The 23,772-nt window shown below is 37.6% G+C and carries 25 protein-coding genes; 17 read left to right on the top strand and 8 right to left on the bottom strand.

Annotated features, from left to right (window positions below; translation table 11 throughout):
• The first annotated feature begins 97 nt into the window (after positions 1–97).
• The 5 genes from CDZ92_RS13715 to CDZ92_RS13695 all read left to right on the top strand — a co-directional run bounded on the left by CDZ92_RS13715 (position 98) and on the right by CDZ92_RS13695 (position 5,359).
• Positions 98–1,300, top strand: a complete 1,203-nt coding sequence (locus tag CDZ92_RS13715) for a DEAD/DEAH box helicase (RefSeq protein WP_096155761.1) — start codon at positions 98–100, stop codon at positions 1,298–1,300.
• A 140-nt stretch (positions 1,301–1,440) separates the two neighbouring features.
• Entirely contained in the window at positions 1,441–1,761 is a 321-nt protein-coding gene (locus tag CDZ92_RS13710) for a helix-turn-helix domain-containing protein (protein WP_096155760.1), read from the top strand.
• Positions 1,762–1,805: 44 nt separating this feature from the next.
• On the top strand, positions 1,806–2,639 hold the full coding sequence (locus CDZ92_RS13705) for an IS3 family transposase (protein WP_255249827.1): 834 nt from the start codon (positions 1,806–1,808) through the stop codon (positions 2,637–2,639).
• Positions 2,640–2,977: 338 nt separating this feature from the next.
• The gene (locus CDZ92_RS13700) at positions 2,978–4,171 is read left to right on the top strand and encodes a zinc-ribbon domain-containing protein (protein WP_096155758.1); all 1,194 of its coding nucleotides are present in this window, start codon (positions 2,978–2,980) and stop codon (positions 4,169–4,171) included.
• A 57-nt stretch (positions 4,172–4,228) separates the two neighbouring features.
• On the top strand, positions 4,229–5,359 hold the full coding sequence (locus CDZ92_RS13695) for a S1C family serine protease (protein WP_096155757.1): 1,131 nt from the start codon (positions 4,229–4,231) through the stop codon (positions 5,357–5,359).
• A 203-nt stretch (positions 5,360–5,562) separates the two neighbouring features.
• On the opposite strand, the gene CDZ92_RS13690 is transcribed toward CDZ92_RS13695, so the two are convergent.
• Both CDZ92_RS13690 and CDZ92_RS13685 read right to left on the bottom strand, forming a co-directional pair.
• Positions 5,563–5,973: a C40 family peptidase gene (locus tag CDZ92_RS13690; RefSeq protein WP_096155756.1), complete on the bottom strand. Its 411-nt coding sequence runs from the start codon at positions 5,971–5,973 to the stop codon at positions 5,563–5,565.
• Positions 5,974–6,345: 372 nt separating this feature from the next.
• The gene (locus CDZ92_RS13685; RefSeq protein ID WP_096155755.1) at positions 6,346–7,062 is read right to left on the bottom strand and encodes a TspO/MBR family protein; all 717 of its coding nucleotides are present in this window, start codon (positions 7,060–7,062) and stop codon (positions 6,346–6,348) included.
• A 205-nt stretch (positions 7,063–7,267) separates the two neighbouring features.
• Here CDZ92_RS13685 and CDZ92_RS13680 point away from each other — a divergent pair, with 205 nt between their 5' ends.
• The 3 genes from CDZ92_RS13680 to CDZ92_RS13670 all read left to right on the top strand — a co-directional run bounded on the left by CDZ92_RS13680 (position 7,268) and on the right by CDZ92_RS13670 (position 10,857).
• A complete protein-coding gene (locus tag CDZ92_RS13680) occupies positions 7,268–8,602 on the top strand; it encodes an oligosaccharide flippase family protein (RefSeq protein ID WP_096155754.1) in 1,335 nt (444 codons plus the stop codon).
• A gap of 74 nt (positions 8,603–8,676) precedes the next feature.
• Positions 8,677–9,411: a 5-formyltetrahydrofolate cyclo-ligase gene (locus CDZ92_RS13675; RefSeq protein WP_096155753.1), complete on the top strand. Its 735-nt coding sequence runs from the start codon at positions 8,677–8,679 to the stop codon at positions 9,409–9,411.
• Between the two features lie 354 nt (positions 9,412–9,765).
• On the top strand, positions 9,766–10,857 hold the full coding sequence (locus tag CDZ92_RS13670; RefSeq protein ID WP_096155752.1) for a nitric oxide synthase oxygenase: 1,092 nt from the start codon (positions 9,766–9,768) through the stop codon (positions 10,855–10,857).
• 229 nt (positions 10,858–11,086) lie between these two features.
• Here CDZ92_RS13670 and mreBH read toward each other — a convergent pair whose 3' ends face one another.
• Positions 11,087–12,094, bottom strand: coding sequence for a rod-share determining protein MreBH (mreBH, locus tag CDZ92_RS13665; protein WP_096155751.1), 1,008 nt, complete (start codon positions 12,092–12,094; stop codon positions 11,087–11,089).
• Positions 12,095–12,267: 173 nt separating this feature from the next.
• Between mreBH and CDZ92_RS13660 the strand changes: the two genes are divergently transcribed.
• On the top strand, positions 12,268–12,528 hold the full coding sequence (locus CDZ92_RS13660; RefSeq protein ID WP_096155750.1) for a metal-sensitive transcriptional regulator: 261 nt from the start codon (positions 12,268–12,270) through the stop codon (positions 12,526–12,528).
• A gap of 23 nt (positions 12,529–12,551) precedes the next feature.
• Here the strand turns inward: CDZ92_RS13660 and CDZ92_RS13655 are convergent, their stop codons facing one another.
• Complete coding sequence (locus tag CDZ92_RS13655) at positions 12,552–12,974, bottom strand: DUF4397 domain-containing protein (protein WP_369679964.1); 423 nt, start codon at positions 12,972–12,974, stop codon at positions 12,552–12,554.
• Positions 12,975–13,425: 451 nt separating this feature from the next.
• On the opposite strand from CDZ92_RS13655, the gene CDZ92_RS13650 reads away from it, so the two are divergent.
• Positions 13,426–13,749 carry a hypothetical protein gene (locus CDZ92_RS13650; RefSeq protein WP_096155748.1) on the top strand — a complete coding sequence of 108 codons (324 nt, stop codon included), beginning with the start codon at positions 13,426–13,428 and terminating at the stop codon, positions 13,747–13,749.
• Positions 13,750–14,274: 525 nt separating this feature from the next.
• Positions 14,275–14,721, top strand: a complete 447-nt coding sequence (locus tag CDZ92_RS13645; protein WP_096155747.1) for an NUDIX domain-containing protein — start codon at positions 14,275–14,277, stop codon at positions 14,719–14,721.
• A 199-nt stretch (positions 14,722–14,920) separates the two neighbouring features.
• Here CDZ92_RS13645 and CDZ92_RS13640 read toward each other — a convergent pair whose 3' ends face one another.
• Positions 14,921–16,216, bottom strand: coding sequence for an NCS2 family permease (locus CDZ92_RS13640; RefSeq protein WP_096155746.1), 1,296 nt, complete (start codon positions 16,214–16,216; stop codon positions 14,921–14,923).
• 194 nt (positions 16,217–16,410) lie between these two features.
• On the opposite strand from CDZ92_RS13640, the gene CDZ92_RS13635 reads away from it, so the two are divergent.
• The 6 genes from CDZ92_RS13635 to CDZ92_RS20075 all read left to right on the top strand — a co-directional run bounded on the left by CDZ92_RS13635 (position 16,411) and on the right by CDZ92_RS20075 (position 21,664).
• Complete coding sequence (locus tag CDZ92_RS13635) at positions 16,411–16,782, top strand: J-domain-containing protein (protein ID WP_096155745.1); 372 nt, start codon at positions 16,411–16,413, stop codon at positions 16,780–16,782.
• A gap of 501 nt (positions 16,783–17,283) precedes the next feature.
• On the top strand, positions 17,284–17,490 hold the full coding sequence (locus CDZ92_RS13630; RefSeq protein ID WP_096155744.1) for a zinc ribbon domain-containing protein: 207 nt from the start codon (positions 17,284–17,286) through the stop codon (positions 17,488–17,490).
• 559 nt (positions 17,491–18,049) lie between these two features.
• Positions 18,050–18,736, top strand: a complete 687-nt coding sequence (locus CDZ92_RS13625; RefSeq protein WP_096155743.1) for a response regulator transcription factor — start codon at positions 18,050–18,052, stop codon at positions 18,734–18,736.
• Positions 18,733–20,160: a HAMP domain-containing sensor histidine kinase gene (locus CDZ92_RS13620; protein ID WP_096155742.1), complete on the top strand. Its 1,428-nt coding sequence runs from the start codon at positions 18,733–18,735 to the stop codon at positions 20,158–20,160. The genes CDZ92_RS13625 and CDZ92_RS13620 overlap by 4 nt, the downstream gene beginning before the upstream one ends.
• An 85-nt stretch (positions 20,161–20,245) precedes the next feature.
• The gene (locus CDZ92_RS13615; RefSeq protein WP_096155741.1) at positions 20,246–21,475 is read left to right on the top strand and encodes a S1C family serine protease; all 1,230 of its coding nucleotides are present in this window, start codon (positions 20,246–20,248) and stop codon (positions 21,473–21,475) included.
• 24 nt (positions 21,476–21,499) lie between these two features.
• Positions 21,500–21,664, top strand: a complete 165-nt coding sequence (locus tag CDZ92_RS20075; protein WP_157842793.1) for a hypothetical protein — start codon at positions 21,500–21,502, stop codon at positions 21,662–21,664.
• A gap of 66 nt (positions 21,665–21,730) precedes the next feature.
• Here CDZ92_RS20075 and CDZ92_RS20070 read toward each other — a convergent pair whose 3' ends face one another.
• The 3 genes from CDZ92_RS20070 to CDZ92_RS13605 all read right to left on the bottom strand — a co-directional run bounded on the left by CDZ92_RS20070 (position 21,731) and on the right by CDZ92_RS13605 (position 23,719).
• Positions 21,731–21,898, bottom strand: a complete 168-nt coding sequence (locus CDZ92_RS20070) for a hypothetical protein (RefSeq protein ID WP_157842792.1) — start codon at positions 21,896–21,898, stop codon at positions 21,731–21,733.
• A 491-nt stretch (positions 21,899–22,389) separates the two neighbouring features.
• The gene (locus tag CDZ92_RS13610) at positions 22,390–22,926 is read right to left on the bottom strand and encodes a class F sortase (RefSeq protein WP_157842791.1); all 537 of its coding nucleotides are present in this window, start codon (positions 22,924–22,926) and stop codon (positions 22,390–22,392) included.
• Positions 22,919–23,719 carry a DUF4397 domain-containing protein gene (locus CDZ92_RS13605; RefSeq protein ID WP_176483781.1) on the bottom strand — a complete coding sequence of 267 codons (801 nt, stop codon included), beginning with the start codon at positions 23,717–23,719 and terminating at the stop codon, positions 22,919–22,921. Before CDZ92_RS13605 ends, CDZ92_RS13610 begins: the two co-directional genes overlap by 8 nt.
• Positions 23,720–23,772 lie beyond the last annotated feature (53 nt).

Genomic DNA, 23,772 nt, shown 5'->3' with positions numbered 1-23,772 from the left:
GGATTATTAGATTAAAAAGGTGGGAAAATAAACGATAGTTGGATTATGAGCAGAAAAAGAGTAGAATGAATGGATAAAGCACGCAAAGGAGCAAGTTATGACAACACCTATTATTTCATCTTTACAACCATTTTTACAACAAGTTTGGGAAAAGTCAGAGTTTGAAACTGCAACACCTGTTCAAGAACTAGCCATTCCAAAAATTTTAACCGGAGATGACTTACTTATCGAATCTCCAACAGGTACGGGTAAAACATTAGCTTATTTAATTCCAATCATCGAAAAAATAAATAAAGAAAAACAGCATCCTCAAGCAATTATCCTAGCACCATCAAAAGAGTTAGCAATGCAGATTCTTGGTGAACTTCAAAAGTGGACGAAAGGTAGCGATATTGTTACAACTTCCATTATTGGAGGCGTGAACATTAAACGCCAATTGGAAAAGTTAAAAGATCGCCCACAAATCATTGTCGGAACGCCAGGTCGTCTAATCGAACTAGTACAGATGAAAAAGATAAAAATGCATGAAGTAAAAACAGTCGTCTTAGATGAAGGTGATCAATTATTAACTTCGGAACATTTACCATCGATTAAAAATATAGTAAAAGCAACGTTAGCAGATAGACAGGTTTTACTTATTTCTGCAACAGTTAATGACGCGGCTATTTCTATTGCAAAAGAACTAATGAAAGAACCAGAGTTAGTAAAAGTAGAAACCGATGCAAAAAGCAAAGCGAAAGTAGAACATTTTTATGTTGTAAGTGAGCAACGTGACAAGGTAAACATTTTGGCAAACGTTGTACGTGAATCTAAAATAAAAGCGTTAGCCTTTGTGCGAGACATCGGGAATTTATCTGTTGTGGCAGAAAAACTAGCGTTCAAACAGTTAGACGTAGGGGTACTACACAGTGATTCTAGCAAAAAAGATCGTGAAACAGCATTAAAAGAGTTCCGAAATGCTGAATATCCGATTCTTTTAGCAACAGATATTGCTGCGCGTGGATTAGATATTAAAGAATTAACACACGTTATTCAATACGACATTCCGCAAGATGCGTCGAGTTATACACACCGATCAGGACGAACAGGCCGACAAGGAGCAACTGGTACGGTTATTTCTATCGTAACACCAAGAGAAGAACGTACATTAAAGCAAATTGCGAAAGAAATCGGTATCACTTTGCAAAAACGTGAAGTGTTCGGAGGTAACCTAGTAGAAGAAAAACCACAAAGACCTCAAAGAACATTTAAACCGAAAAAAAAGAACGCACCAACTCGCAACAAAAAACATACTAAATAATACCAACAAAGGCCATCTCTAGCACGAGATGGCCTTTATTACAAAAGTGTATCAGGTGCCAGTAGTTGACCCCCTTATAATAGAGTTATAAAGTAGTTACAAATAGTTACGACTTTTACTGTTATAAGGGGGTAAAAACAATGGAGAAGAAACCATCGGTTAATTTGAGTGGAAAAGTTAAAATAGAGGCTGTAGAAAAAGTATTGAATGGAATGTCTGTAAGAGTTGTCGCAGATGAATTTAACGTAACTCGTCAAACAGTAAATAGGTGGGTTAATACGTATAAACACAGTGGTCCTATTGCGTTTAAAGTAGCTACTAATAAGCATGTAAACTCTTTTGATTCAGTGAATTTAGATGATAAAAAACGTATTCAACAATTAGAGAAATTATTAAAAGAAAAGGAAATGGAGAACGAAATTCTAAAAAAGTTCCAAACCTTTCTCAAAGAGAAAAAGTAAGTAAGAAATATGAGTGTATCAACGCTTTGAGAAAGGAATATCCAGTGTTTATATTATGTCGTGTATTAGAGGTATCTGTAAGTGGTTATTATGCATATCTTAAACGGCCTAAGAAGAAGGTTTCACATGGAGATAAAGAGCTATTTAAAAAGATTAGCAATGTCTTTAAGAAGCACAAGGGAACCTTCGGTGCAAAAAGGATTGCTGGGTACATGAAAAATAAGATGAGTATCATAGTAAATCATAAAAAAGTAGCTCGTCTTATGAAGGAAGCAAATATGAAAGCCACTGTTAGACAAAAAAACACTACGAAAACAGAGAAACAAAAAGCTGCTGGATATGTGTACAATAACCTTCTAGAACGGGATTTTAATGCAGAGTTCCCAAACCAAAAATGGGTTACGGACATGACTGAAATTAAAGTGTTTAATACGAAATTTTATATTTCAGCGTTAATGGATCTTTTTAATAGAGAAGTTATTGCCTTTGAGATTAGTTTCAGCCCTGACACTGAGCTTATTAAGCGTACGATCGAAGCCGGTCAAAAACAGCGTCAGCTAAAGGATTTAGAAGGGGTTACAATTCATAGTGATCAAGGAAGCGTGTACCGTTCTTTTGAACATAATAAATTGTCGAGAACACTTAAGTTTACCCCAAGTATGTCTAGGAAAGGAAACTGTTGGGATAATGCCGTGATTGAAAGTTTCTTTTCTCAATTAAAAGTTGAATTTCCATGTTTCTATCCAAACACTAAAAAGGCTATATTTGAGAAAGATTTAAAGAAATATATCATGTATTATAATGAAGAACGAATCCAAAAAGGCCTGGGTTATGACTCACCAAAAGAGTACTATAAAGAGTTTATAAAGGTAGCGTAATATATACAAAAATGATCCCAGTCATTTGGTGTGGAATTGTGAAATTCCTCACCAAATGACTGGGCCACCAAGCGTAAGCGCGGTAGTTATAAGAGAACGTAACTAATTATTTTTTCGACTCTATTTTTTGGGGGCTTGACCACAGGCACTTGTAACACTACTGTAATGAAAAATGCCATATAATATGACGAGTGTCAGGCACCTGTAAGGAGTTTGTAAAATTTAAACCAGTATTTCCCAAATTTGAAAACTGTTTTTATGAGGCAATATTTCCCCGTTAAGCTTGGAATTATTGTAAAATGGTAGAAAGAGAGAAAAGTGATGGAGGCTATTATATAATGTTTTGTCACCAGTGTGGAGCGAAAGTTAACCAAGAGGCTAATTATTGCTCCAATTGTGGAGCCAATTTAAAAGAAGAAGATATGTCGGGGGAGAATGTGGAACAGGAAGCGTTGCTAGATAGAAGCTCTCGCGCGAAACAGAGTAAATTTAGACACTATTTGCCTGTCATCCTTCCAATTGCTAGTTTACTAGTGCTTGCCACCATAATTAGTAGCTATTATTTTCACGAACAAAATATGAATACAAAAGTAATCGCTATGCAAAGTGAAGCAGAAGAATTTGCATTAGAAGGCGAGTATGATAAAGCAAAAGAAATTTTACAAGCAGCAAGCGATATTCGACCAAACTATCATATTGTGAAAAATAACATTGAAGTTATTAAATTGATGCAAGACTTTCAAACATCCTTACAACTTCTTGATGAAAAAATACTAGAAAAAGAGTATGCAGAAGCGGAAAAGTTGATCATCCAACTTAAAGAAAGTTTACCAAGAATAGATGGTCCACTAATAAAACAATTACGATCAGAAATTGAAAACAAGGAAGCTACGATTAAAGTAAGTAAAATTGTAGAAGAATTAGAAGGTTTAACGACGGTTTCCGAACTAGCTCGAAAGCTTCAAGTATTGTCCTCTGTACCATCAGAAGATGGGGCGGCAGTAAAAGAACAAGTGATAAATCGAATTGTGCAACTTACAGTGGAAGAAGCGGAACTGGAGATAGAAAATAAACAATTTACCCGTGCTCGTTCTGTTATCGACCGTGGGCTACAATATGCTGTAAATGACGACCGCCTATTAGCGTTAAGAGATAGAGTGCAATCAGAACAAGAAGCGTTTGAATTAGCTGAGCAAGAAAGACTAGATAAAGCGATTGAAGCAGCAGAAAAAGAGGATTTGCAAAATAAAACAGCTGCTGTAGAAGTCATTCATTTAGAAGCAGAACTAGATGACTTTGGGGGACTTTCCGTAACAGGCCAAATTCATAATATCGCAACAACGGGAATTTACTCTGTAACGATTACTTACAATATTTTAGATAAAGAAGGCGTTATAATCGACACACGCCAAACAACCGCTTATCCGTACCATATCCCGCAAAGTCAATATGGAAAATTCGAAGATTACTACTTCGGTATATTTGAAGAAGTGAAAGTAGAGATTGAAAATATTACGTGGTACTTAGATTGATTTGTTACATGATACGTTTAAAGAATCACTCACTTAGATTAAAAAGGTGTGAATGCAATGAAAGCAAAATGGATCTTTAGTATCCTAACAACTATTATAATTGTTGTAGCCGGCGTTTACTCTTACCAATGGATTAAAAAAAACGTGCCAAAACAGCTTGCATTGCCTTCTAGCTTATATGTACCAATAGAAGACAGAAGTAATGAAACGGTGCCTCAACAATTAAAAGAAATAATATATGAATCTCAAAAACTTGTAGTAAAAATAGAACTACCTGATGGCTCATACGGCTCTGGTTTTTTATATAACGACAAAGGGGATATCATTACGAATGCCCACGTCGTTCCGAATGTAAAAGAAGTGAAAGTGAATACGGCAGATTCAAGAGAATTAACAGGTGAAGTAATTGGTATTAGCGTCGATACAGATGTGGCAGTAGTTCGCGTTCCAGAATTAGAAGGAATAGTACCGATGAGAATCGCTAAATCAAGAAAAGCAGAACTTGGAGACGAAGTAATTGCACTTGGAAGTCCGCTAGGTTTACAAAATACGGTGACAACCGGCATCGTAAGTGGACTTGGACGCTCGTTTAATATTGATGCCTTTCGTTATGACGACATGTATCAAATCTCAGCACCAATCGCTCCTGGTAATAGTGGCGGTCCACTAATTGATAGTAGAACCGGAGAAGTAATAGGTATTAACTCCGCTATTTTAGAACAAGGTGTAATCGGATTTAGTATTCCTATTATAAATGTCTTACCACTTGTTGACACATGGATTCAAACACCGATGAAGTCCTTACCTCGTATTGGAGTGAATATGCCTGGCAACAACTCAGGAAGCAGTACGACGAACGAGGACATTGCAACATATATCGTTCATTATTTTTTCGAAAGTATTAATTATCGAGACTATGTGACAGCATATTCTTTACTCGGTAGTGACCTACAATCTTCCAAATCATATGAAGACTTACGTAAAGAATATATAGACTTAGTAAATATTGAAGTCAACGCTATGTTCCCAGAAACAAAAGGGAGAAACGTTGAAGTGATAGCGACAACGACTGTCGGGCAACGAGATGAAGGTGGGCTATCGACAAGGCAATACAAAGTCACTTTTGAGCTCGGTCAAGAAAACGACCAAACAAAAATACTTTCTATGAAACAAGAAAGAATAGATTAATAGTTGAATCAATTTCATAATTACTGTTCGTTTAGTGAAAAACGAATGTTCCGTTTTTATAATTAAATAGCCTTCGATATAAAACGTAAATTATATTAAGTAATAGGTTTAATATTCGTTTTTCGTTTAGTAATTGTACATTATGAAACTCACTCAGTTATGTGGAAGTCAGGGTCTTCAAACACCCTGGCTTTTTCATGTGCTTAAACTACCCTCCTTACTCCAATTAAAACCCCTCTCCAATACGGATCTAGACTTGCAATAGAAACTTTTTTTTCTATTCTAGAAGTATGAAGTATCCTATCATTCCCTATATAGATAGCAACGTGCCCAACTCTACTTAGCCCTTTATTTTTCTTACGCTTAGGGGTAGTGAAAAACAGTAAGTCTCCTGGTCGCATTTCTTCAACCGGCACACGTTGACCTATTAAAGCTTGTTGACGAGAAGTCCTCGGCAGTGTAACACCATGCAATCCATATATATAGTGAACAAAGGAACTGCAGTCAAACGTCGTTACTTGAAAAGAAGGGGCGCCAAATTGATAAGGTGTCCCTAAAAACTTCATTCCAGTTTGAAATATTTTATTTACCTTTACCTTTACTTCCGTCTTCATCAGAAAACTCCTTCTCACTTGTCATTGTGCTTCTATATTTAATGCCACTTATTGGAAAGTGGATTGGACAAGTAACTAGGAAAAGAGCCTTATTTATGTTTAAGTATGGAAATGGATTGGAGGAGGGAAGAAAAAGAATGAGGACCAACTTGGATCGAGAAATCAAGCGAGATGGTCGTCATCACCGAGATGAAGACCAACTTGGATCGAAAAAGCAAGCGAGATGGTCGTCATCGACGGAATGAGGACCATCTTGGATCCAGAAAGCAAGAGAGATGGTCGTCATCACCGAGATGAGGACCAACTTGGATCGAGAAAAAAGGAGAAATGGTCCTCATACCTAATTGAATTACCTAAAATCACAACAAACCATCACGCCTTTCTTCTCCCTAAAATCGTTATGATAAAAATAACCGCAGCTAATGCATACGCAACGTACGCCACGCTTGCATATGCTTCCATGTTTTTCACACCGATTGCAAAAAATGCCCAAACGAACACAAGCGGATAAACCCAATCAGCATGTTCAACTCGAAACACAATCGCCAGGATCGTAGCTACAACTAACATAATAACCGTCCATGTTGGAGCAGAAATACCCCAACCGTCCCAACCGATAAAAACAAGATAGTAACTAATGTTTACAATCGTTGCAACGCTAATCCAGCCCAAATAGATAGAAAAAGGAACTTTATCCCAAAACCCTGCGTTTCTTTCCATCAACTTTTTATATAAAACAATCAACGTAACAAGCAAGCCAACCATAATAACAACTGTTGTCATAAACAGTTCATAATGCCAGCATATAACCCATGCGCTATTTAAAATACAGCTAATGATAAAATATAAACTCGTCTCATTATATAGTGGAAGATTGCGACGACGTTTTGGAGCTTGCCTTAACACCCAAACACCAAGCAAGAAATAAATGAGCCCCCAAATACTAAACGCAAAACTTGCTGGTGTGATTAAAACTTCTAACCTATTTGATATTTCACCAGTCGTTTGCCCGTTCAAAGGTAAAGCGTTCGCCAAAAAATTCACAATAATAACAAGCAAAAAAGCAGTAAGGTTTAACCAAAAAGTCATGTATTTTTCTCCTTTCAAAAGAGAACAAAAGTCCTTTGAGCATATTTTATACCATTATATGCTCGACCAATTCAAAATAGAGCAGTCCAAAAATCTTGTCTTCTTCCTACCCTTCTACCCTTTTTCTGAAAAGTACAGTATATATTTTTATAACTTGTCTCATATGATGATAAAAGGTTAGTGCTGCTAGGGAGGAGTTTCAAAAATGAGAAGATTTTATAAAGGAGTTATTTTACTCGCCATCGCTGCTTTTCTTGGCGAAAGTTTAGAGTTCGTTGTTAACATGTTGCTAGCAAACTATTTAGGGGAAGTTGGACTAGGTCTTTACATGTCTATTCTGCCAGTTATTTTTCTCGTTGTCGTTATTTCTAGTATGGAATTGCCGATATCTGTATCGAAATTCGTCGCGGCCAAAGAAGAAAAATTTCATGCGAGTATGCTTTATCATGCAATAAAATTAACGATTGTTGCGACAATCGGAATGATACTCATCGCCCTCATTGTCTTACCAAACATTCCTGTATTTAATCAGTACCATCCATTTATTAAGTGGGCAGTCATTTTGCTTATCCCAATCGTTTCGTTTGCCTCCATCGTAAGAGGTTATTTTATGGGATTACATAAAATGGGGACCATTGCCATATCGAACTTTTTACGAAAAGCAATCCAACTAATCTTACTCACTATTGTCTATAAATTGTTCCACTTTCCATTAGATACGTCTATATTTATTGCCGTATGCACGTTAATCGTAACAGAGCTATTAGTCGCCATCTACTTATTATCAATGTTCGCCCTTCAAGTTCGAAGGTTACGAGAAAAAACTGCAAAATCTTTAATCGGACGAGATGTAAGAAAGAGTTTATTAGAAATTTCCATACCAACGACAAGCATGAGAATATTCCATTCTGTTTCACATGCTGTCCAGCCATTTATTATAAAAATAGCTTTACTAAAGGCTGGTTTACCAGAGGCTTTGGCATTAGAACAGTTCGGATTACTAGCTGGTGTTGCCCTTACAATTGGATTCTTCCCAGGGTTTATTGCGCATTCCTTACTAATCGTTCTTATCCCAACCGTTTCAGAAGCGCATGCAAAAAAAGACTTCGAGAAATTACGTACCATTTTACAACAAGTAATGATTCTTACTTTTGTATACGGAATTCCTTCCGTCATTTTGTTCTACTACTTTGCTGTACCACTTACAAACATATTTTTTGAGTTTTCACTTGCGGCCAACTACTTACAATTATTATGGCCATATTTCTTGTTTCACTTTTTTGTCATCCCGATGCAGGCATTCTTAATTGGTTTAGGGATGATTAAGGATGCATTCCTACATGCAATCTGGTCGACAATTATTGGCTTTTCGATGATATTGTTACTAGGCTCCATGCAGAGTTTACAAATGAATGGCGTCATTATTGGAATGAATGCGGGAATCGTTTTGCTCACACTCATGCATTATTTGACAATCTGCAACAAAATTGGTGTAACATTATGGTTAAGAGTGCCAAACTTCAAAGGTATCCCTAGATAGAAAAGGGAAGTAATTCCCTTTTCTATTCTAAAAGAGAACAGTTAGTTAATACTAACGACATAGAGGTGGAAACAATGACTTCAGAGAATAGAAGCAGGAAAGATGAGATTCGAAATAAAGTGTGGGACAAGCTTACCGAAGAAAAGTTAGGAAGGTTTCCGTTTCCCTTACACGGTAGAATTCCAAATTTCAAAGGTGCGGAAAAAGCTGCGCATTTAGTGACAACGATGCCTGCTTATAAAGAAGCGAAAGTTGTAAAAGTAAATCCAGATTCCCCACAATTGCCATTAAGAGCCCAAGTACTCAAAGATGGAAAAACATTGCTCGTACCAACTCCAAGGTTAAAAGACGGATTTATTCAAGTGCAACCGTCATGGGTACCACCTGGGGAAGAAAGAAAAGCAGCCAGTCTAAAAAATATTATGTCATACGGAAAAGTTACACCACTCGACCAACTCCCAACGATTGACATGCTCGTAGTTGGATCTGTTGCACTACACAAAGACGGACGAAGGTTAGGAAAAGGAGAAGGGTATGCAGATAGAGAATATGCCATCATTCGCGAACTAGGAAATCCTGAAATCCCGGTCGTAGCAACCATTCAGAGTGCTCAACTTGTAGAAGAGGATATTCCAAAAGATGAATATGACTTATCTGTTGACTGGATCGTCACGGAGAAAGAAATTTTAAAAACGAATAGCCCTTATGAAAAACCAACAGGCATCGTATGGGAACTCGTAACAGAAAAAGAAAAAGAAGAAATGCCAGTTTTAAACGAAATTTGGCAACTGAAGCATATTCATAAATAAATGAAAGGCTTTCGTGAAAATTGTTGCTTTGCGTTGTTAATAAATTATAGTGGATTGGAGCGGAAGGCACTGGACTCCAGCGGGAAATAGAGCGAAGCGTGAGACCCCACAGGCGGAACGCCGAGGAGTAGGTTTTTTCACGATAGTGAAAATAACCTTCCCCTGCGCTCCCCGCGGAAAGCCAGTGCCTGCAGCGCAAAGTCACGGATTGTATTAAATTGCAAATGTTTAGTAGTAAACTTAGTGTACGAAAAAAGCATAAATAAAAGTTCATAGGTTGTACATATGCATTTCATACCTAGCGTTATACAATAATACGTATAAAACATAAATGAGCTAATTGAGGTGAGCATTTTGCTTCAACAAAAAGAACAACTATGGCAACTGGCAGAACAATTTTTAACGCTTTGCTATAAAGAACAGAACTTATCAGATGAGCAATTACAAAATAGACTAAAAGAAGTAAAATGCGAAATCGAAGAAACAGGAACATACAAACATTTCTATGAAGAGGTATCGCACGGCGCAAAAATGGCTTGGCGTAACAGTAACCGTTGTATTGGCAGACTTTTTTGGAACTCTTTACACGTCATAGATGAACGTTCATTAAATACAGAAAAAGAGATTGCAAAAGCATTAATCCATCATATTGAATACGGAACGAATGATGGGAAAATCCGTCCGACCCTCACCATATTCCGTCCAGAAGCAATAGGTGGAAAACAAATTAGAATCTGGAACCACCAACTTATTCGCTATGCAGGGTATGAAACAGAAAATGGTGTGATTGGAGATAGTCATTCGATCTCTTTTACAAAAAAATGCATGGAGCTCGGTTGGGAAGGGGAAGGAACTAACTTTGACATTCTACCGTTAGTCATACAAATAGATGGACAAGATCCAAAGTGGTTTGCCATTCCAGAAGATAAAGTGTTGAGAGTTCCATTAACACATCCGACGATGCCCGCTTTCGAAGACTTAGCCTTACAATGGTATGCTGTACCGATTATTTCTGAAATGAAATTAGAAGTAGGTGGAATTGAATATACAGCAGCCCCATTTAACGGCTGGTATATGGAAACAGAGATAGGTGCAAGAAATTTAGCAGATACGTTCCGATATAATATGTTGCCTAAAGTAGCAGAACTTTTTCAGTTTGATACAAGTTCTAATGCAACCTTATGGAGAGACAAAGCATTGATAGAGCTTAATATTGCTGTTCTACATTCTTTTAAAAAGTACGGCGTAAGCATAGTCGACCACCATACAGCTGCAACACAGTTTAAGCATTTTGAAGAACAAGAAGGAGCCGCGTGTCGTAATGTAACAGGCGATTGGACATGGCTCATTCCGCCTGTATCTCCAGCAACAACGCATATTTTTCATAAACCGTACGAAGATAAAATAGTATCACCTAATTATTTTTACCAAAAATATCCATATTGAAAATGCCATGCTTCTATAACTGGGGGCATGGTTTCCTTTATGGCTTAGGAATTTGATAAAGTCGATGAAGTTCAACCAGCTCCCCAAAAAGACGCAGATGAACTTCATCAATATATAAAAAAAGAGGATCGGACAAAACAATGGATTTAAATGGAAAAGGTGCCCGCAAGAACAAAAAAGTTGTTCTTGCGGGCACCTTTGCGCTACCAGCCACTTCCTTAAAAACTAATCAAGTAGCTGCCTTCTGCAATTTATGGATAACCGACAACGAGCGACCTGTTCCGATCGCAACTGATTCTAACGGATTTGGCGCTAAGTAAACTGGCACAACAATTTCGTTGCTTAACCATTCTTGCATTCCATTTAGTAATGCACCGCCACCAGTAATGATTACACCACGGTCAACGATATCACCACTTAATTCAGGTGGACAATTTTCTAATGTTGCACGTATTGCTTCTAAAATAGATAGTAAAGATTCTTGAATAGCCTTTTGAATTTCCGTTGATTGAAGTTCAATCGTTTTTGGTAAACCTGTCACTAAGTCACGTCCGCGAACTTCCATCGTAATCTCGGCATGCTCTACAAGTGCATAACCAATTTCCATTTTAATTTGCTCAGCAGTTCTTTCTCCAATTAAGATGTTGTATCTTTTACGAACATGATGAATAATATCATCATCTAACTGATCGCCACCTACACGAATCGAGTTACAAGATACAACGCCGCCATAAGAAATAATCGCAACTTCTGTTGTACCGCCACCAATATCAACTACAACGTTTGCCACCGGCTCATCTACAGGTAAATCAGCACCAATTGCAGCCGCAACTGGCTCCTCAATTAAATGCACATGTTTTGCTCCACAGTTTCTAACCGCATCTTGAATCGCTCTTCTTTCTACAGATGTAGAGCCAGAAGGAGTACAAACGACAACGCTTGGCTTACGAATAGAGAAACCAAGTGTTTTGGATGCTTGTTTCATAATTTGTTTTAACATACTTGTTGTAACATCAAAATCGGCAATAACTCCGTCTTTTAGTGGACGAACTGCCACAATTTTGCCTGGCGTTTTACCAATCATGTTTTTTGCTTCCGTACCAACTGCTAGAACTCTTTTCGTTTCTAAATCAATTGCCACAACGGAAGGCTCATTAAATATAATACCTTTATTTTTACTATAAACTAGTGTGTTTGCTGTTCCTAAATCAATTCCAATTTCAGTAGTTGAAAACATAAAATTCACCTATTCTTCCCTATAATAGATTCTTTAACAACGTTCTACAAAAGTTGTCGATTTGTGGGGGTAAATGAGTTAGAATAAATTGGTATATAGCTTGTGATTACCAACAAAGAAGAATATGATAATACTAAACAATACAAGTATAGGTATATAAGGAGGACATTCTCATGGAATATACAGATGATATGAAGGTTCGTTTACGCCGGTTAGAAGGTCAAGTACGTGGCGTATTACGATTGATGGATGAAGGGAAAAACTGCAAAGAAGTAGTAAGCCAAATGTCAGCTGTACGTAATGCGGCTGATAAAGCAATTGCTCACATTGTTGCTACAAACTTACAACAGTGCATCATTGAAGAACAACAAAATGGTGGAGACACAAACAAAATAGTAGAAGAAGCAATTCAGTTATTAGTCAAAAGTAGGTAACGGTATAACAAAAAGGGTGATCCTCAATGGTCACCCTTTAATTCTGTATAAACGACTAACCGCTCTGTATGGTTTTGTGTACTGCGGTTATATGTTCCTGAACACGTTATTAAATTCAGTTGCCTGTTTGTCGAAGGGCCAAATATACTACGTAACGGTGCAGCGTCGTAAGGGGATGACTCTACCTTTTTTACGATGAAGGTAAGTGCTGTGTCGTTTTCCCCTTGTACTATGGCTGCAACAGTGTATGATACACCTGCTTCCACTGTTAACTCAGCTGTAATAACTGGATTTTCTTGTGTGCCTGCTACAAAAATTTCAACCGTGTGTGTACCAGCTGGAACTTGTAGGTAATCTGTTGCTGCTTTAAATGGTGCGTTTTCTACTACTAAGTCACCGTTTACGTAAACATCTACTGCTGGAGCGTCAGGTGATGCGTGAACGATACGAACAGAGGCATCAGAGTTTACACCTGCAAAACTTCCTAAAACTGAAAATGCGATAACACTTGACTACTGCGATCAACAAACGTAATTTCTTCATTTTTTTCCTCTACTTATGCAATGTATATTTTTTGTACAGATTATGTATAACAACCTGTATATGTATTGTATAAATTTTGTAACTTTTGAAAACTTTTAATGTGCTCATGTTGTGAATAGTTACTAGGTATAGTTAGGAGGCGGTGTAAAAAACTAAGGGTGGTAGGTTGTTTAAACTGCATGTAATGCGGGTATTTATGAATATAGGAGGCGATGTTGAATGGGAAGATTAGTTAGAAGAGTTTTCATTGCAGTTTTGCCGATACTTATAAAAGAAGGATACAAATATTATCAAAATAAAAAACAAGGCACACCTAGTACAAAACAATAATTTTGCTTGTAAGGGAGAGGTTGCATGGACGAGAGAAGAATCTATTATGTAACAATGGAAACAGGGGAAGTGCACCGCGAGCCGTTTGATCGGAAAGTGAAATATTATGAAATATTAGCTACGGTGGAAGATGTTTTGAAGTTTGAAGAGTTGTACAAGCAGTTAGACAAAACAGAGTATGATCCGGTTCCGATCTTAATTAAGCCACTTGGGGAAAAAGATGCCAGAGAAACGCGCTCGGAGCAACAGTGTATAATGGATGAAGTCTATACAATGATTTACGAACTTGGTACACAAAAAACGAAAATGCAGATAAAAGATATGAACGGTGTAACCAGCTCGAGGTGATGTGGGGCTGGTTTTTTTGTGGGGAAGATTGTGCGAGGGTATATTAGAGCTAAGCGCACGAAAAACTGGCTTAGGTGCACGGAATTTGGGGCCAGGCGCACAGATTTTGACTGTAGGCTAACGAGGTTTAAGGGCTTGGCGCACAAAATATAGGGCCAGAAGCACAAAAATAGTATTATGACTGCAATTGTGCATATACCTGTATGTGTATTTCGATAGGATGCGGACAAGAAAACGTAAGATGCGGTCGAAAATGAGGTATTTCCGGACAAAAAGGAGCAAGATGCGGACAAATTGAGCCGACTTCCGGACAAAATCGTCCGAAATCCGGGCGAACACCACTGCAAACCCAAGAAAAGTAAACTAGGGGTATAAAAGAATGAGGCTACTCTTAGTTCATATTCACCTGACGGCACTAATAAACCATTCAAAAGAACTGTTTTCATTCCCAAGTCCACTAAAACCTTTGAAACTCAAAGCTGTCCAATGTAGACTTATACAAAAATTGATGCGAGGTTTAATGATATGCAGGAAAAGAAAGACGTAACAATGTACCCAGCAACTGCCGTAATCATTTTTGATGAGCAAAAAAGGATTCTTTTTCGAAAAAGGAAAGAGTTTGGATTATGGGGATTGCCAACTGGCTATCCTTTACCTGGTGAAACAATTGAAGAAGCTGCCATAAAAGGTGTTAAAAACGAAACAGGTCTAAAAGTGGAGCTGAAAAAAATAATCGGTGTCTATTCGGATCCATATTCTCAAACATTCGAATATCCGAACGGTGAATTTGTTCAATTTGTCACCACTTATTTTTTAGGAGAAGTTGTGGATGGACATGCACGCCCTTCCCAAAAAGAAGTAACTCATGTACAGTTTTTCGGGCCGCATGAGCTACCAACAGATTTAATGCCATTACCCCCACGCTGGTTAGTTGACGCATTCGCAAACGAGGATGCCGCGTTCATAAGATGATGAGTAAAAGACAAAAGGCGTTTAGCTACTAATCAAAGCAGCTAAACGCCTATCTATACTATATTTTAATCTTAGGGGGATTGAATATAGTAATAAGAATTCTTCACAAAACCTTGAGTGTTGAGAAAGCCTATTTTAGGAACGTCAGAGTGTTTCCGCACTCAACAGTTCAAGCTTAATCAAGGTTCCATCAAAAATCTTAATGTACATTTGTTAAAAAAGTTAAGAAGAAGAGACCCGCAATCACATAAAGTGGCGCCGATACTTCTTTCGCTTTTCCTAAAGCAAGCTTCACTAATGGATACGCAATAAATCCGAATGCAATTCCATCTGCTATGCTATAAGAAAAAGGTATCATCACGATAATTAAAAACGCTGGAAACCCTTCGGAAAGATCTTGAAAATCTATTTGTTTCACACTTTGTAGCATTAATACACCAATAATAATAAGAATAGGTGCAATGGCGCTTCCTGGAATAATTTTTATAAAAGGAATCGCGAAAATAGAAAGTACAAATAAACTTCCTGTGACAATTGCTGTTATACCCGTTCTTCCTCCGGCTGCAATACCCGCAGCACTTTCCACTGTCGAAACAGTTGGACTACTTCCCGTAATTCCACTCGTTAAAATAGAAATACCGTTAGCTTGGAAAGAACGTTTAAACTTTTCTGGACGTTTCGTCATATTTAAGTGACCGTTTATTAATCCGATGTTCTCGAATAACAACACCATCGTTAAAGAAAAGACTGCTACTAGAAATGCTAGCTCTCCAATCTTTGCAAATGAAACGGCACCAAATAAGGAAACATAGCTTTCAAGTGGTAGAGCGCCGCCGCCCATTTCTTGAAAACTTACGACACCTAACAAGCTTGCGATCACCGTACTAGCCACTATACTAATTAAAAAATTAGCTGGCACATTTCGCATAAACAAAAACACAGCAATGATAATTGATAGGATTGTCGTTATCACCATCGGGCTAGTAACATCGCCTAACATGAGAAGGGAATTGTCGCCTTTCATGATTAAGCCGCCTTTTTCAAGACCGATTAATGTTAAAAATAACCCTAATCCAACCGTAATTCCGTGTTTTAACGAGGTAGGTATTGCTTCGAGTAGTATCTGAGATAGTCGTGTGAAGGAAACAATCGTTATAATAACCCCTGATACTACCACCACGCCCAATGCTTCTTGCCAAGACAGACCCATGGAATGAACAAGCGTATACGTGAACATCGCATTAATCCCCATACCTGGTACGAGAATAATAGGTGCATTTGCCCAAAAGCCCATGAGCAAACAACCAATCACACAAGTGACGATCGTTCCGATAATCGCTGCTTCCATTGGAATACCTGCTTCTGCAAGAATCGTTGCATTAACAGCAATAATGTACACAATGGTAAAGAAAGAAATTAGACCAGCTGTCATTTCTCTTTTCAGAGTTGTTTCATGACCTGGTAAATCAAAATAACCTTTCAACCATTGAAGCATGTAAAACATCCTTATTCAGTTTCCCTCTCCCACCCGGCCGCACAGGACCCACAAGACTCTATTATAATAGGTAAGATGTCTGACGACAATAGTAAAATTTGTACAATAGGAGAAAAAGTTTTAGAAATATTCACAATTGTTACAGTGTGAATAGGATATACTGGGAATATAGATTGTTTGGAAGGGGTGTAAGTATGGACTTTTCGAGAATAACCGATGATAAAATTCGTAAAGCATATGAAGATGGCGAATTCGAACAATTACCTGGTTATGGTAAAAAGTTAGAGCTAGAAGACTTATCCAATGTTCCACCCGAACTTAGAATGGCATATAAAATAATTAAAAATGCTGGCATGGCAGAAGAAGAGCAAGTACGAAGTGAAATTCAATATATAGAAGATTTAATTGATAAAGCACATGACTCACTAGAAGAAGATCGATTAAGAGTGAGGTTAAACGAAAAATTGATTCGTTTTAACCAGTTGATGGAGAAAAAGAAGCAAGAAACAAATTCGGCCGTTTTTAAAAATTATCAAAATAAAATACATGATAAGTTTTTGAAGTAATTGGAAGAAGGGTTACAGAGTTAGTTTCTGTAATCCTTCTTTTCATTTTTCTTCTTCTTGTTTTAAATATTGTAGGGCTGCGAGTCGGTTTAATACATATCCGAGTGAGTTTCATAATGTACAATTACTAAGCGAAAAACGAATATTAAACCTATAATATAATTTTCGTTTTATATCGAACGTTTAATTATAATAAACGGAATATTCGTTTTTCACTAAACGAACAGTAATTATGAAATTGGTTTATCCAATTAAAATTACGCTGAGATAGGTATGATGAAATTCACCCAATGCCAAAAAATCATAGCTATACACGCCCTTTTCTGCTTAATACTATATTTTATTGTCAACTTTTTGAATTATTACCAGGTTACTACCAGGTGCCAGGCACTTACCGGTTTTTGTCGAAACATATTTTTTCTATGTTGTGGGAAGTGAAGAAACTTTAAAATATAAATCTCGTATTAATTTATGAAGGATTTTTAAGTGGGGGTATGGGGGATGGCTAAAAGAGGCTGTATTAAATGTGGGCATACAGAGGCTAAAACGAAAGAGATTGCTACAACTGGGACTGGGCTATCAAAGATGTTCGATATTCAACATAACAAATTTTTAGTAGTGTATTGCACAAAATGCGGATATAGCGAGTTGTATAATAAACAAACTTCCTCTGCATCCAATGTAATTGATTTCTTTTTTGGAGGATAATAGTTTAGTTTTGAACAGTGGTCATTACCTTTTTGTGGTGATGGCTTTTTTAGTTTTTATATTATATTAAAGCCACATAGGTTTGAGGTTTTTCCAGAAATAGGGATTGAAACAAAAACGAGTTGAATTGAAACAGAAGATTAGAAGATTGAAACAAAAACGAAGAAATTGAAACACAAGTTACTCCTTAAACAGGGATTGAAACACAAACAAAATGAATTGAAACAGAAGATTAGAAGATTGAAACACAAAGGAATGAAATTGAAACACAAGCTTCGCCTTAGATTGGGATTGAAACAAAAACGAGTTGAATTGAAACAGAAGATTAGAAGATTGAAACACAAGAGGAAGAAATTGAAACACAAATTGTAGAAGCAATATCTATTACCAACTAAAATTTAATTAACCCCAATTTCTCATCCAATTTTCATGCAAATCCCCCCCATTTTCTTGTAATATTAAAATATCCACCATTTTGTTAAGAACCAACAACGGTGTCAACACTACTAATACAAACAAAACACACAATTACGTTCTAACCTGGAGGTGACCACACCATATGGGAAAAGTATTAATCATAGAAGACGAAAAAAACTTAGCTCGGTTCATTGAACTCGAGCTTCAATATGAAGGATTTGAAGTAACCCCATGCTATGACGGGCGAGAGGGATTAGACAAAGCCCTCAACGAAGATTGGGACGTTATCCTCCTAGACTTAATGCTTCCAGGATTAAGCGGCATGGAAGTATGCCGACGTGTAAGAGCTGCTAAAGCAACGCCGATTATCATGTTAACGGCTAGAGATAGTGTCATGGACAAAGTTTCGGGATTAGATAGCGGGGCGGATGATTACTTATCCAAGCCTTTTGCAATAGAAGAATTGCTGGCAAGAATCCGTGCGCTCATCCGACGCTCGTTACCAAAAGAAACAAGCCAAAAAGAAGAACATAGTATCACCACTTACAAAGATATTGTTCTAGACGAAGAAGCGCGCACCGTTCACAGGGCAGGCGAGCTTATCGAATTAACGAAGAGAGAATTCGACTTGCTATATATGTTCATGACAAATGTAAACCGTGTACTAACGAGGGAATTACTGCTAGATAAAATATGGGGGCTTGGCACATACGCAGAAACAAATGTTGTAGATGTGTACGTTCGTTATCTTCGTAACAAAATAGACAAGCCCAAACAAGATAGCTACATTCAGACGGTTCGTGGAACTGGTTACGTGATGAGACAATGATGAAAATTGCCAAGCTATACGGTCACCTTCCGATTCGTTGGAAGTTAGCCATTTGGTCATCCATTGTTTTGTTTGTTCTTTTTGTCACATACAACTCTCTTCAATACTACGTGTTGCGTACTTGGATGTTAGATCAAGAAGAGCGAAATATTCAAGAAAAAATGAAAGAAATTCACGCCTACTTTTCAGACAAGCCATACCGCATAGACAGGACAGAAATTATTAATAGCAGCCGGTTTCTAGAACGTGCTAGCGAAATGAATGAATTAATTCGAATCTTTGATAAAGATGGCAATCTAGTTGTTGCGGTTGCAGCACCGGGAGTGGCCAGGGAATTAATTGTTACACCTATTTATAATAAAGACCTGGAACACTTTCAAATGAATGGAAAGCATTACTTAGTTCACCGGACACCTTTTATTACGCCATCTTTTATCGGTTACATCGAAATCGTTCGGGATTTGAAAAATTACGAACGTTTAAGAGGACTTATTTTTCTCGTCAATGTGTCAGCGGGAGCGGGGGCAATTCTCCTAAGCGGTATTGGTGGAATGTTAATTGCCAAGCAACTGTTAAGGCCAATCGCAGCTTTAACGGAAACAATTAGAAGAATAAAGAGTAGAGGTTTGAAAGAACGTGTGGCGCATAATATTAACAATCGGGATGAAATTTCAGAACTAACGAGCATGTTCAACGGAATGATGGATGATGTGGAAAGTTCATTCCAGAAACAAAAACAATTTGTAGAAGATGCTTCGCACGAACTGCGGACGCCAATTTCCATCTTAGAAGGGCACCTAAAACTATTAAACAGGTGGGGAAAAAATGATCCAGCCGTCCTTGAAGAATCACTAGAAGCTTCTCAACAAGAAGTGGAGCGGCTAAAAAAGCTAGTGCTCGAACTGTTAGAGTTAACAAGACTAGAGTCAGACAGATTTGAAATTGCAGAAGAACAAATTCACCCGACTCCTGTCATTGAAAATATTATTCAAAAAATGCGCGTCGTTCATCCAGACTTTGAGTTTACTTTCGCCAATGAAGCAAACATAGAAAATGTCCAAGTGAAAATGGCAGAGAGACATATGGAGCAACTCTTAATCATTCTTTTAGATAATGCAATAAAATATTCTGGAGAAAGTAAAAAAATGGACGTAGCCATCCAGCACTTAAAAGATAGTGGTGAAGTTGCTATTGAGGTAAAAGATTATGGAATTGGTATACCAAAGGAAGAAATCCAGCATATTTTTGATCGTTTTTACCGTGTAGATAAAGCGCGAAGTCGCGACAAAGGTGGACATGGCCTAGGGCTCTCCATTGCCAAAAGAATGGTAAATAATTATAGTGGCAAAATTTTTGCGTCAAGTGAAGAGGGAAGCTGGACTACGTTTACCATCATTCTAAAAGAAGCGAAAGATAATTTCTAATGAAAATCTCATTTATCTTTAAGATTACTTTTAACTAGTTTTGGTTAAATAATAGTAGATAAGATTTTTGTAAGAGGTGAAAAGTATGGGGTATTACGATGATCATATGATGAATCGAGCGGAGCATAAGAAAAAAGGCTCGATGAAAAAGGTATTCTTTGCATCTGTGTTAGGTGGAATGGTTGGTGCATTGGCTGTTGTTGCGATGTTGCCTATCTTGCTAGATTGGGGGGCTTATATTAAGCCAAATCAAGAAACGACTCAACAAAGCATAGAGACATCAACTGTTATCCCGACTGACCAAGTCGACTATAAAAAAATTCAAACAAACATCACAGACGCTGTTGAACTGACGTCAGAAGCAGTAGTTGGGGTTGTGAACATACAGCAAGGGGGAGCGAGTATTTTTGATGCTCGTCCTCAAGGTCAAACAGAAGCTGGAACTGGTTCTGGAGTTGTTTACAAAAAAGAAGCAGGAAAAGCATACATTGTGACGAATCAACATGTTATAGAAAATGCTTCGCGTGTGGAAGTGAGCTTGTCAGATGGAACAAGGCTAGAGGCGGAAGTTTTAGGGCATGACCGCCTAACAGATTTAGCTGTCTTAGTAGTAGATGGCGAGAAAGTTAGAACAGTCGCAAAGCTTGGTAATTCGGATGCTATCACACTCGGTGAGCCAGTTATCGCCATTGGCAATCCATTAGGGTTAGAGTTTTTTGGTTCTGTAACACAAGGTATTATTAGTGGTACGGAGCGAATGATACCTGTTGCTTATGACAGAAATGGAAATCCGCAATGGGAAGCAGATGTAATACAAACAGATGCGGCAATTAACCCGGGTAATAGTGGCGGAGCCTTAATCAACTTACGCGGAGAGGTTATTGGTATTAACTCGATGAAAATTTCCCAGTCACGAGTAGAGGGAATTGGATTTGCGATTCCAGTCAATGCAGCGAAACCGATTATTGAAGATTTGGAAATGCATTCTGAAGTAAGAAGACCATATATGGGAATAGAATTAGCTTCCTTATCAGAAGTGTCGTTACAACATCAGCGAGGCACGTTAAAGCTTTCAGAAGATGTTACGGGAGGAATTGTTGTTATTGCTACTGAACCTTCGTCACCGGCAGATAATGCAGGTTTAACGCGATATGATGTTATCGTAAAGCTGGATGGAAAAGAAGTTAAGAATACTTTAGAACTACGAAAATACTTATATAATGAGAAGAAAATTGGCGATACGATGAAAGTTACGTTTTACCGCAATGGAGAAATTCGTGAGACAGAAATTACATTAGTAAAACAAATGCTGTAATTATACGAATCGAGGCGAATGCTCATGAAAAAGAGTACGGATATAGTAGAGATTAGTAAAAAAACACTTGATGTAAAAAGTATCGTGGAGAAGTACCGTAAAAAAGGATGGAATGTGGAAGTTTGTAAACCGCGATTTGATTTAGCCAAAGCATTACCGATAACGTTAGAACATTCTTATAAAATATAAAGTAAAAGACCGCCGAATGAGATGTTCAGCGGTCTTTCACTTTATATATAAAAATGAGTGCAGTTCCTAGCTAAACATAAGTTGTTCTACTTGGATCTTTTGATAAATTAAAACGATCTGTTCATCATCTAACGATACTAAATCTCTTTCAAGCTGGAATCCGTTTTCTACTAATGTCTGTTCCACTTGTTCACGCTCTCCTGCAGATAAAAAATAACGACTCGTTTTTAACATATCCTACACCTCGTAATCTATTAGTTTATTATTATCTTTCCAATTTTATAGATTAATATACATATTTGATAGAAAATAATTCATAACGACTATCAATTGGGAGTTTGTGTAATTAGTGCGATAGGTTTAATTACCTATTAGAGTTGAGTTTGTGGGTATGTAGTTCACCTTGGTGCTGAAAAGGAACTTCATAAAGTCTATGAAGTTCAACTAGGCTAGAAAAAAAGAGCCAGATGAACTTTATAAGACTTATGAAGTTCAATCAGGCCAGAAAAAAGGAGCTAGTTGAACTTCATAAGGCCTATGAAGTTCAACTAGGCCAGAAAAAAAGAGCCAGATGAACTCCATAAGGCTTATAAAGTTCAACTAGACCAGAAAAAAGAACCAGATGGACTTCATAAGGTCTATGAAGTTCAACTAGGCCAGAAAAAAAGAGTAGGATAAATTTCAATTCAATTTAAAAAAACTGAACTTCAAAAACCATTTGAAGTTCAGTTCCCCTCAGATACTTTCATTTCACTATAAACAACAAGTCGTTCCGCATGAACATTCGTCTTCCGGTCATACTTACCCGTACATGTAATTAAATTCAGCTTTCTCCTAGTTGATGGGCCAAAGATTAGCTGGATGGGAGCTTGGTCATATGGATATTTTTCTACCTTCTCGACAATAAACTCTAACCGATCACCAAACTCGTCCGTGATAAAAATGGAATCCCCTTGCTTTAGTCGTTTTAAATAGAAAAAGATTGCTGGCCCTGTGTAGTTATCCACATGACCAGCAATAACAGCGCTACCTGGCATCCCAGGGGAAATGCCATTAGAAAACCAGGCAACCTCATCTGCATTGTCCGTTATTTCCATCTTTCCTTCCTTTGACAAAGGAGCTGCATAGATAGAAGTTTCCACCTGTAATTTTGGAATTTGAATTTTTACTGGTTTAGCTTTCAAGTTAGATGCAACTGCTAGTGTAGGAAGAAAATAAGATAACGAACAAATAGCACAAACAACAAGGACTAGATTACGCACTTTTAATCTTTTTAAATAATGTAATGAACGACCATACAATCATGCCTAGTAACCCAATAAATAACGGTGGCACAGATGGCATGCTATGAGCGGAACCTCCAAGGCCTGTAGAAGGCATCATGCCAGGGACCATCGTGTAGTCTGTTACTACCATCGCTTCCACCATATCTGCTACATTCACAGCATATACAGTGTAAATTTGATTGGCAGCTAAAGCTGTATCAGATAAGTCTAATACTGCTGTTCCTCCTGTTGTTACCACTTCTAAATTGTATGTTCCTGGATCAAGTGTTACATAAGAAGTCACTTCACCGAACGTTAAGTCTTGAAAAATGGAATCTCCACCAACCATTCTTACATCAACTGCTTGCGCATCGGGGGAAAGATGTCCAACGCGAACCATCGTTTTATTAAGTGGAACATCTATTGAGTTTTCTACAACGTTCATTTCAATGTTTTCCAACTTATTAATAACAGCAATGTTATACGCTTTGTTCGCTTCAATAGCAACTGCTTGGTCTACTAGTATTTCTTCTTGAGTACCTGCTTTATACACATCCACTGTGTAGTTACCTTCATGTAACATGATGTAGTCCGTCATGTCTTTAAAACCTGCACCTTCTACAACAGGTTTGCCATCCACGTAAACATCTACTTCAGGAGCATCGGGTGAGGCGTGGAAAATACGAACCATTGAATCGCCATCTGTTGCTTCTGCATTTGCTATGTACGGAGTAGCGGTCGCGACAATAAGTGTAACGAGCATAATGAATGAAATAATATACTTTTTCATGATGAAACCTCCATGATTAATGTAATTGGCCATAATAGCCCATCATTTGACTT

It is taken from the genome of Bacillus sp. FJAT-45066 (assembly GCF_002335755.1).
Lineage (GTDB): Bacteria > Bacillota > Bacilli > Bacillales > Bacillaceae_I > Bacillus_CD > Bacillus_CD alkalisoli.
Note: the sequence above shows the minus strand (reverse complement) of the source record. Positions and strands in the feature narration are given on the sequence as shown.

Coding starts and splice junctions, on each gene's coding strand:
- CDZ92_RS20070 (WP_157842792.1), bottom strand. CDS start 21,898: ATGTTAAAAACGAGTCGTTATTTTTTATCTGCAGGAGAGCGTGAACAA.
- CDZ92_RS13605 (WP_176483781.1), bottom strand. CDS start 23,719: ATGAAAAAGTATATTATTTCATTCATTATGCTCGTTACACTTATTGTC.
- CDZ92_RS13640 (WP_096155746.1), bottom strand. CDS start 16,216: ATGCTTCAATGGTTGAAAGGTTATTTTGATTTACCAGGTCATGAAACA.
- CDZ92_RS13650 (WP_096155748.1), top strand. CDS start 13,426: ATGGACGAGAGAAGAATCTATTATGTAACAATGGAAACAGGGGAAGTG.
- CDZ92_RS13695 (WP_096155757.1), top strand. CDS start 4,229: ATGAAAGCAAAATGGATCTTTAGTATCCTAACAACTATTATAATTGTT.
- CDZ92_RS20075 (WP_157842793.1), top strand. CDS start 21,500: ATGAAAAAGAGTACGGATATAGTAGAGATTAGTAAAAAAACACTTGAT.
- CDZ92_RS13675 (WP_096155753.1), top strand. CDS start 8,677: ATGACTTCAGAGAATAGAAGCAGGAAAGATGAGATTCGAAATAAAGTG.
- CDZ92_RS13710 (WP_096155760.1), top strand. CDS start 1,441: ATGGAGAAGAAACCATCGGTTAATTTGAGTGGAAAAGTTAAAATAGAG.
- mreBH (WP_096155751.1), bottom strand. CDS start 12,094: ATGTTTTCAACTACTGAAATTGGAATTGATTTAGGAACAGCAAACACA.
- CDZ92_RS13625 (WP_096155743.1), top strand. CDS start 18,050: ATGGGAAAAGTATTAATCATAGAAGACGAAAAAAACTTAGCTCGGTTC.
- CDZ92_RS13700 (WP_096155758.1), top strand. CDS start 2,978: ATGTTTTGTCACCAGTGTGGAGCGAAAGTTAACCAAGAGGCTAATTAT.
- CDZ92_RS13660 (WP_096155750.1), top strand. CDS start 12,268: ATGGAATATACAGATGATATGAAGGTTCGTTTACGCCGGTTAGAAGGT.
- CDZ92_RS13620 (WP_096155742.1), top strand. CDS start 18,733: ATGATGAAAATTGCCAAGCTATACGGTCACCTTCCGATTCGTTGGAAG.
- CDZ92_RS13685 (WP_096155755.1), bottom strand. CDS start 7,062: ATGACTTTTTGGTTAAACCTTACTGCTTTTTTGCTTGTTATTATTGTG.
- CDZ92_RS13715 (WP_096155761.1), top strand. CDS start 98: ATGACAACACCTATTATTTCATCTTTACAACCATTTTTACAACAAGTT.
- CDZ92_RS13615 (WP_096155741.1), top strand. CDS start 20,246: ATGGGGTATTACGATGATCATATGATGAATCGAGCGGAGCATAAGAAA.
- CDZ92_RS13690 (WP_096155756.1), bottom strand. CDS start 5,973: ATGAAGACGGAAGTAAAGGTAAAGGTAAATAAAATATTTCAAACTGGA.
- CDZ92_RS13680 (WP_096155754.1), top strand. CDS start 7,268: ATGAGAAGATTTTATAAAGGAGTTATTTTACTCGCCATCGCTGCTTTT.
- CDZ92_RS13645 (WP_096155747.1), top strand. CDS start 14,275: ATGCAGGAAAAGAAAGACGTAACAATGTACCCAGCAACTGCCGTAATC.
- CDZ92_RS13635 (WP_096155745.1), top strand. CDS start 16,411: ATGGACTTTTCGAGAATAACCGATGATAAAATTCGTAAAGCATATGAA.
- CDZ92_RS13630 (WP_096155744.1), top strand. CDS start 17,284: ATGGCTAAAAGAGGCTGTATTAAATGTGGGCATACAGAGGCTAAAACG.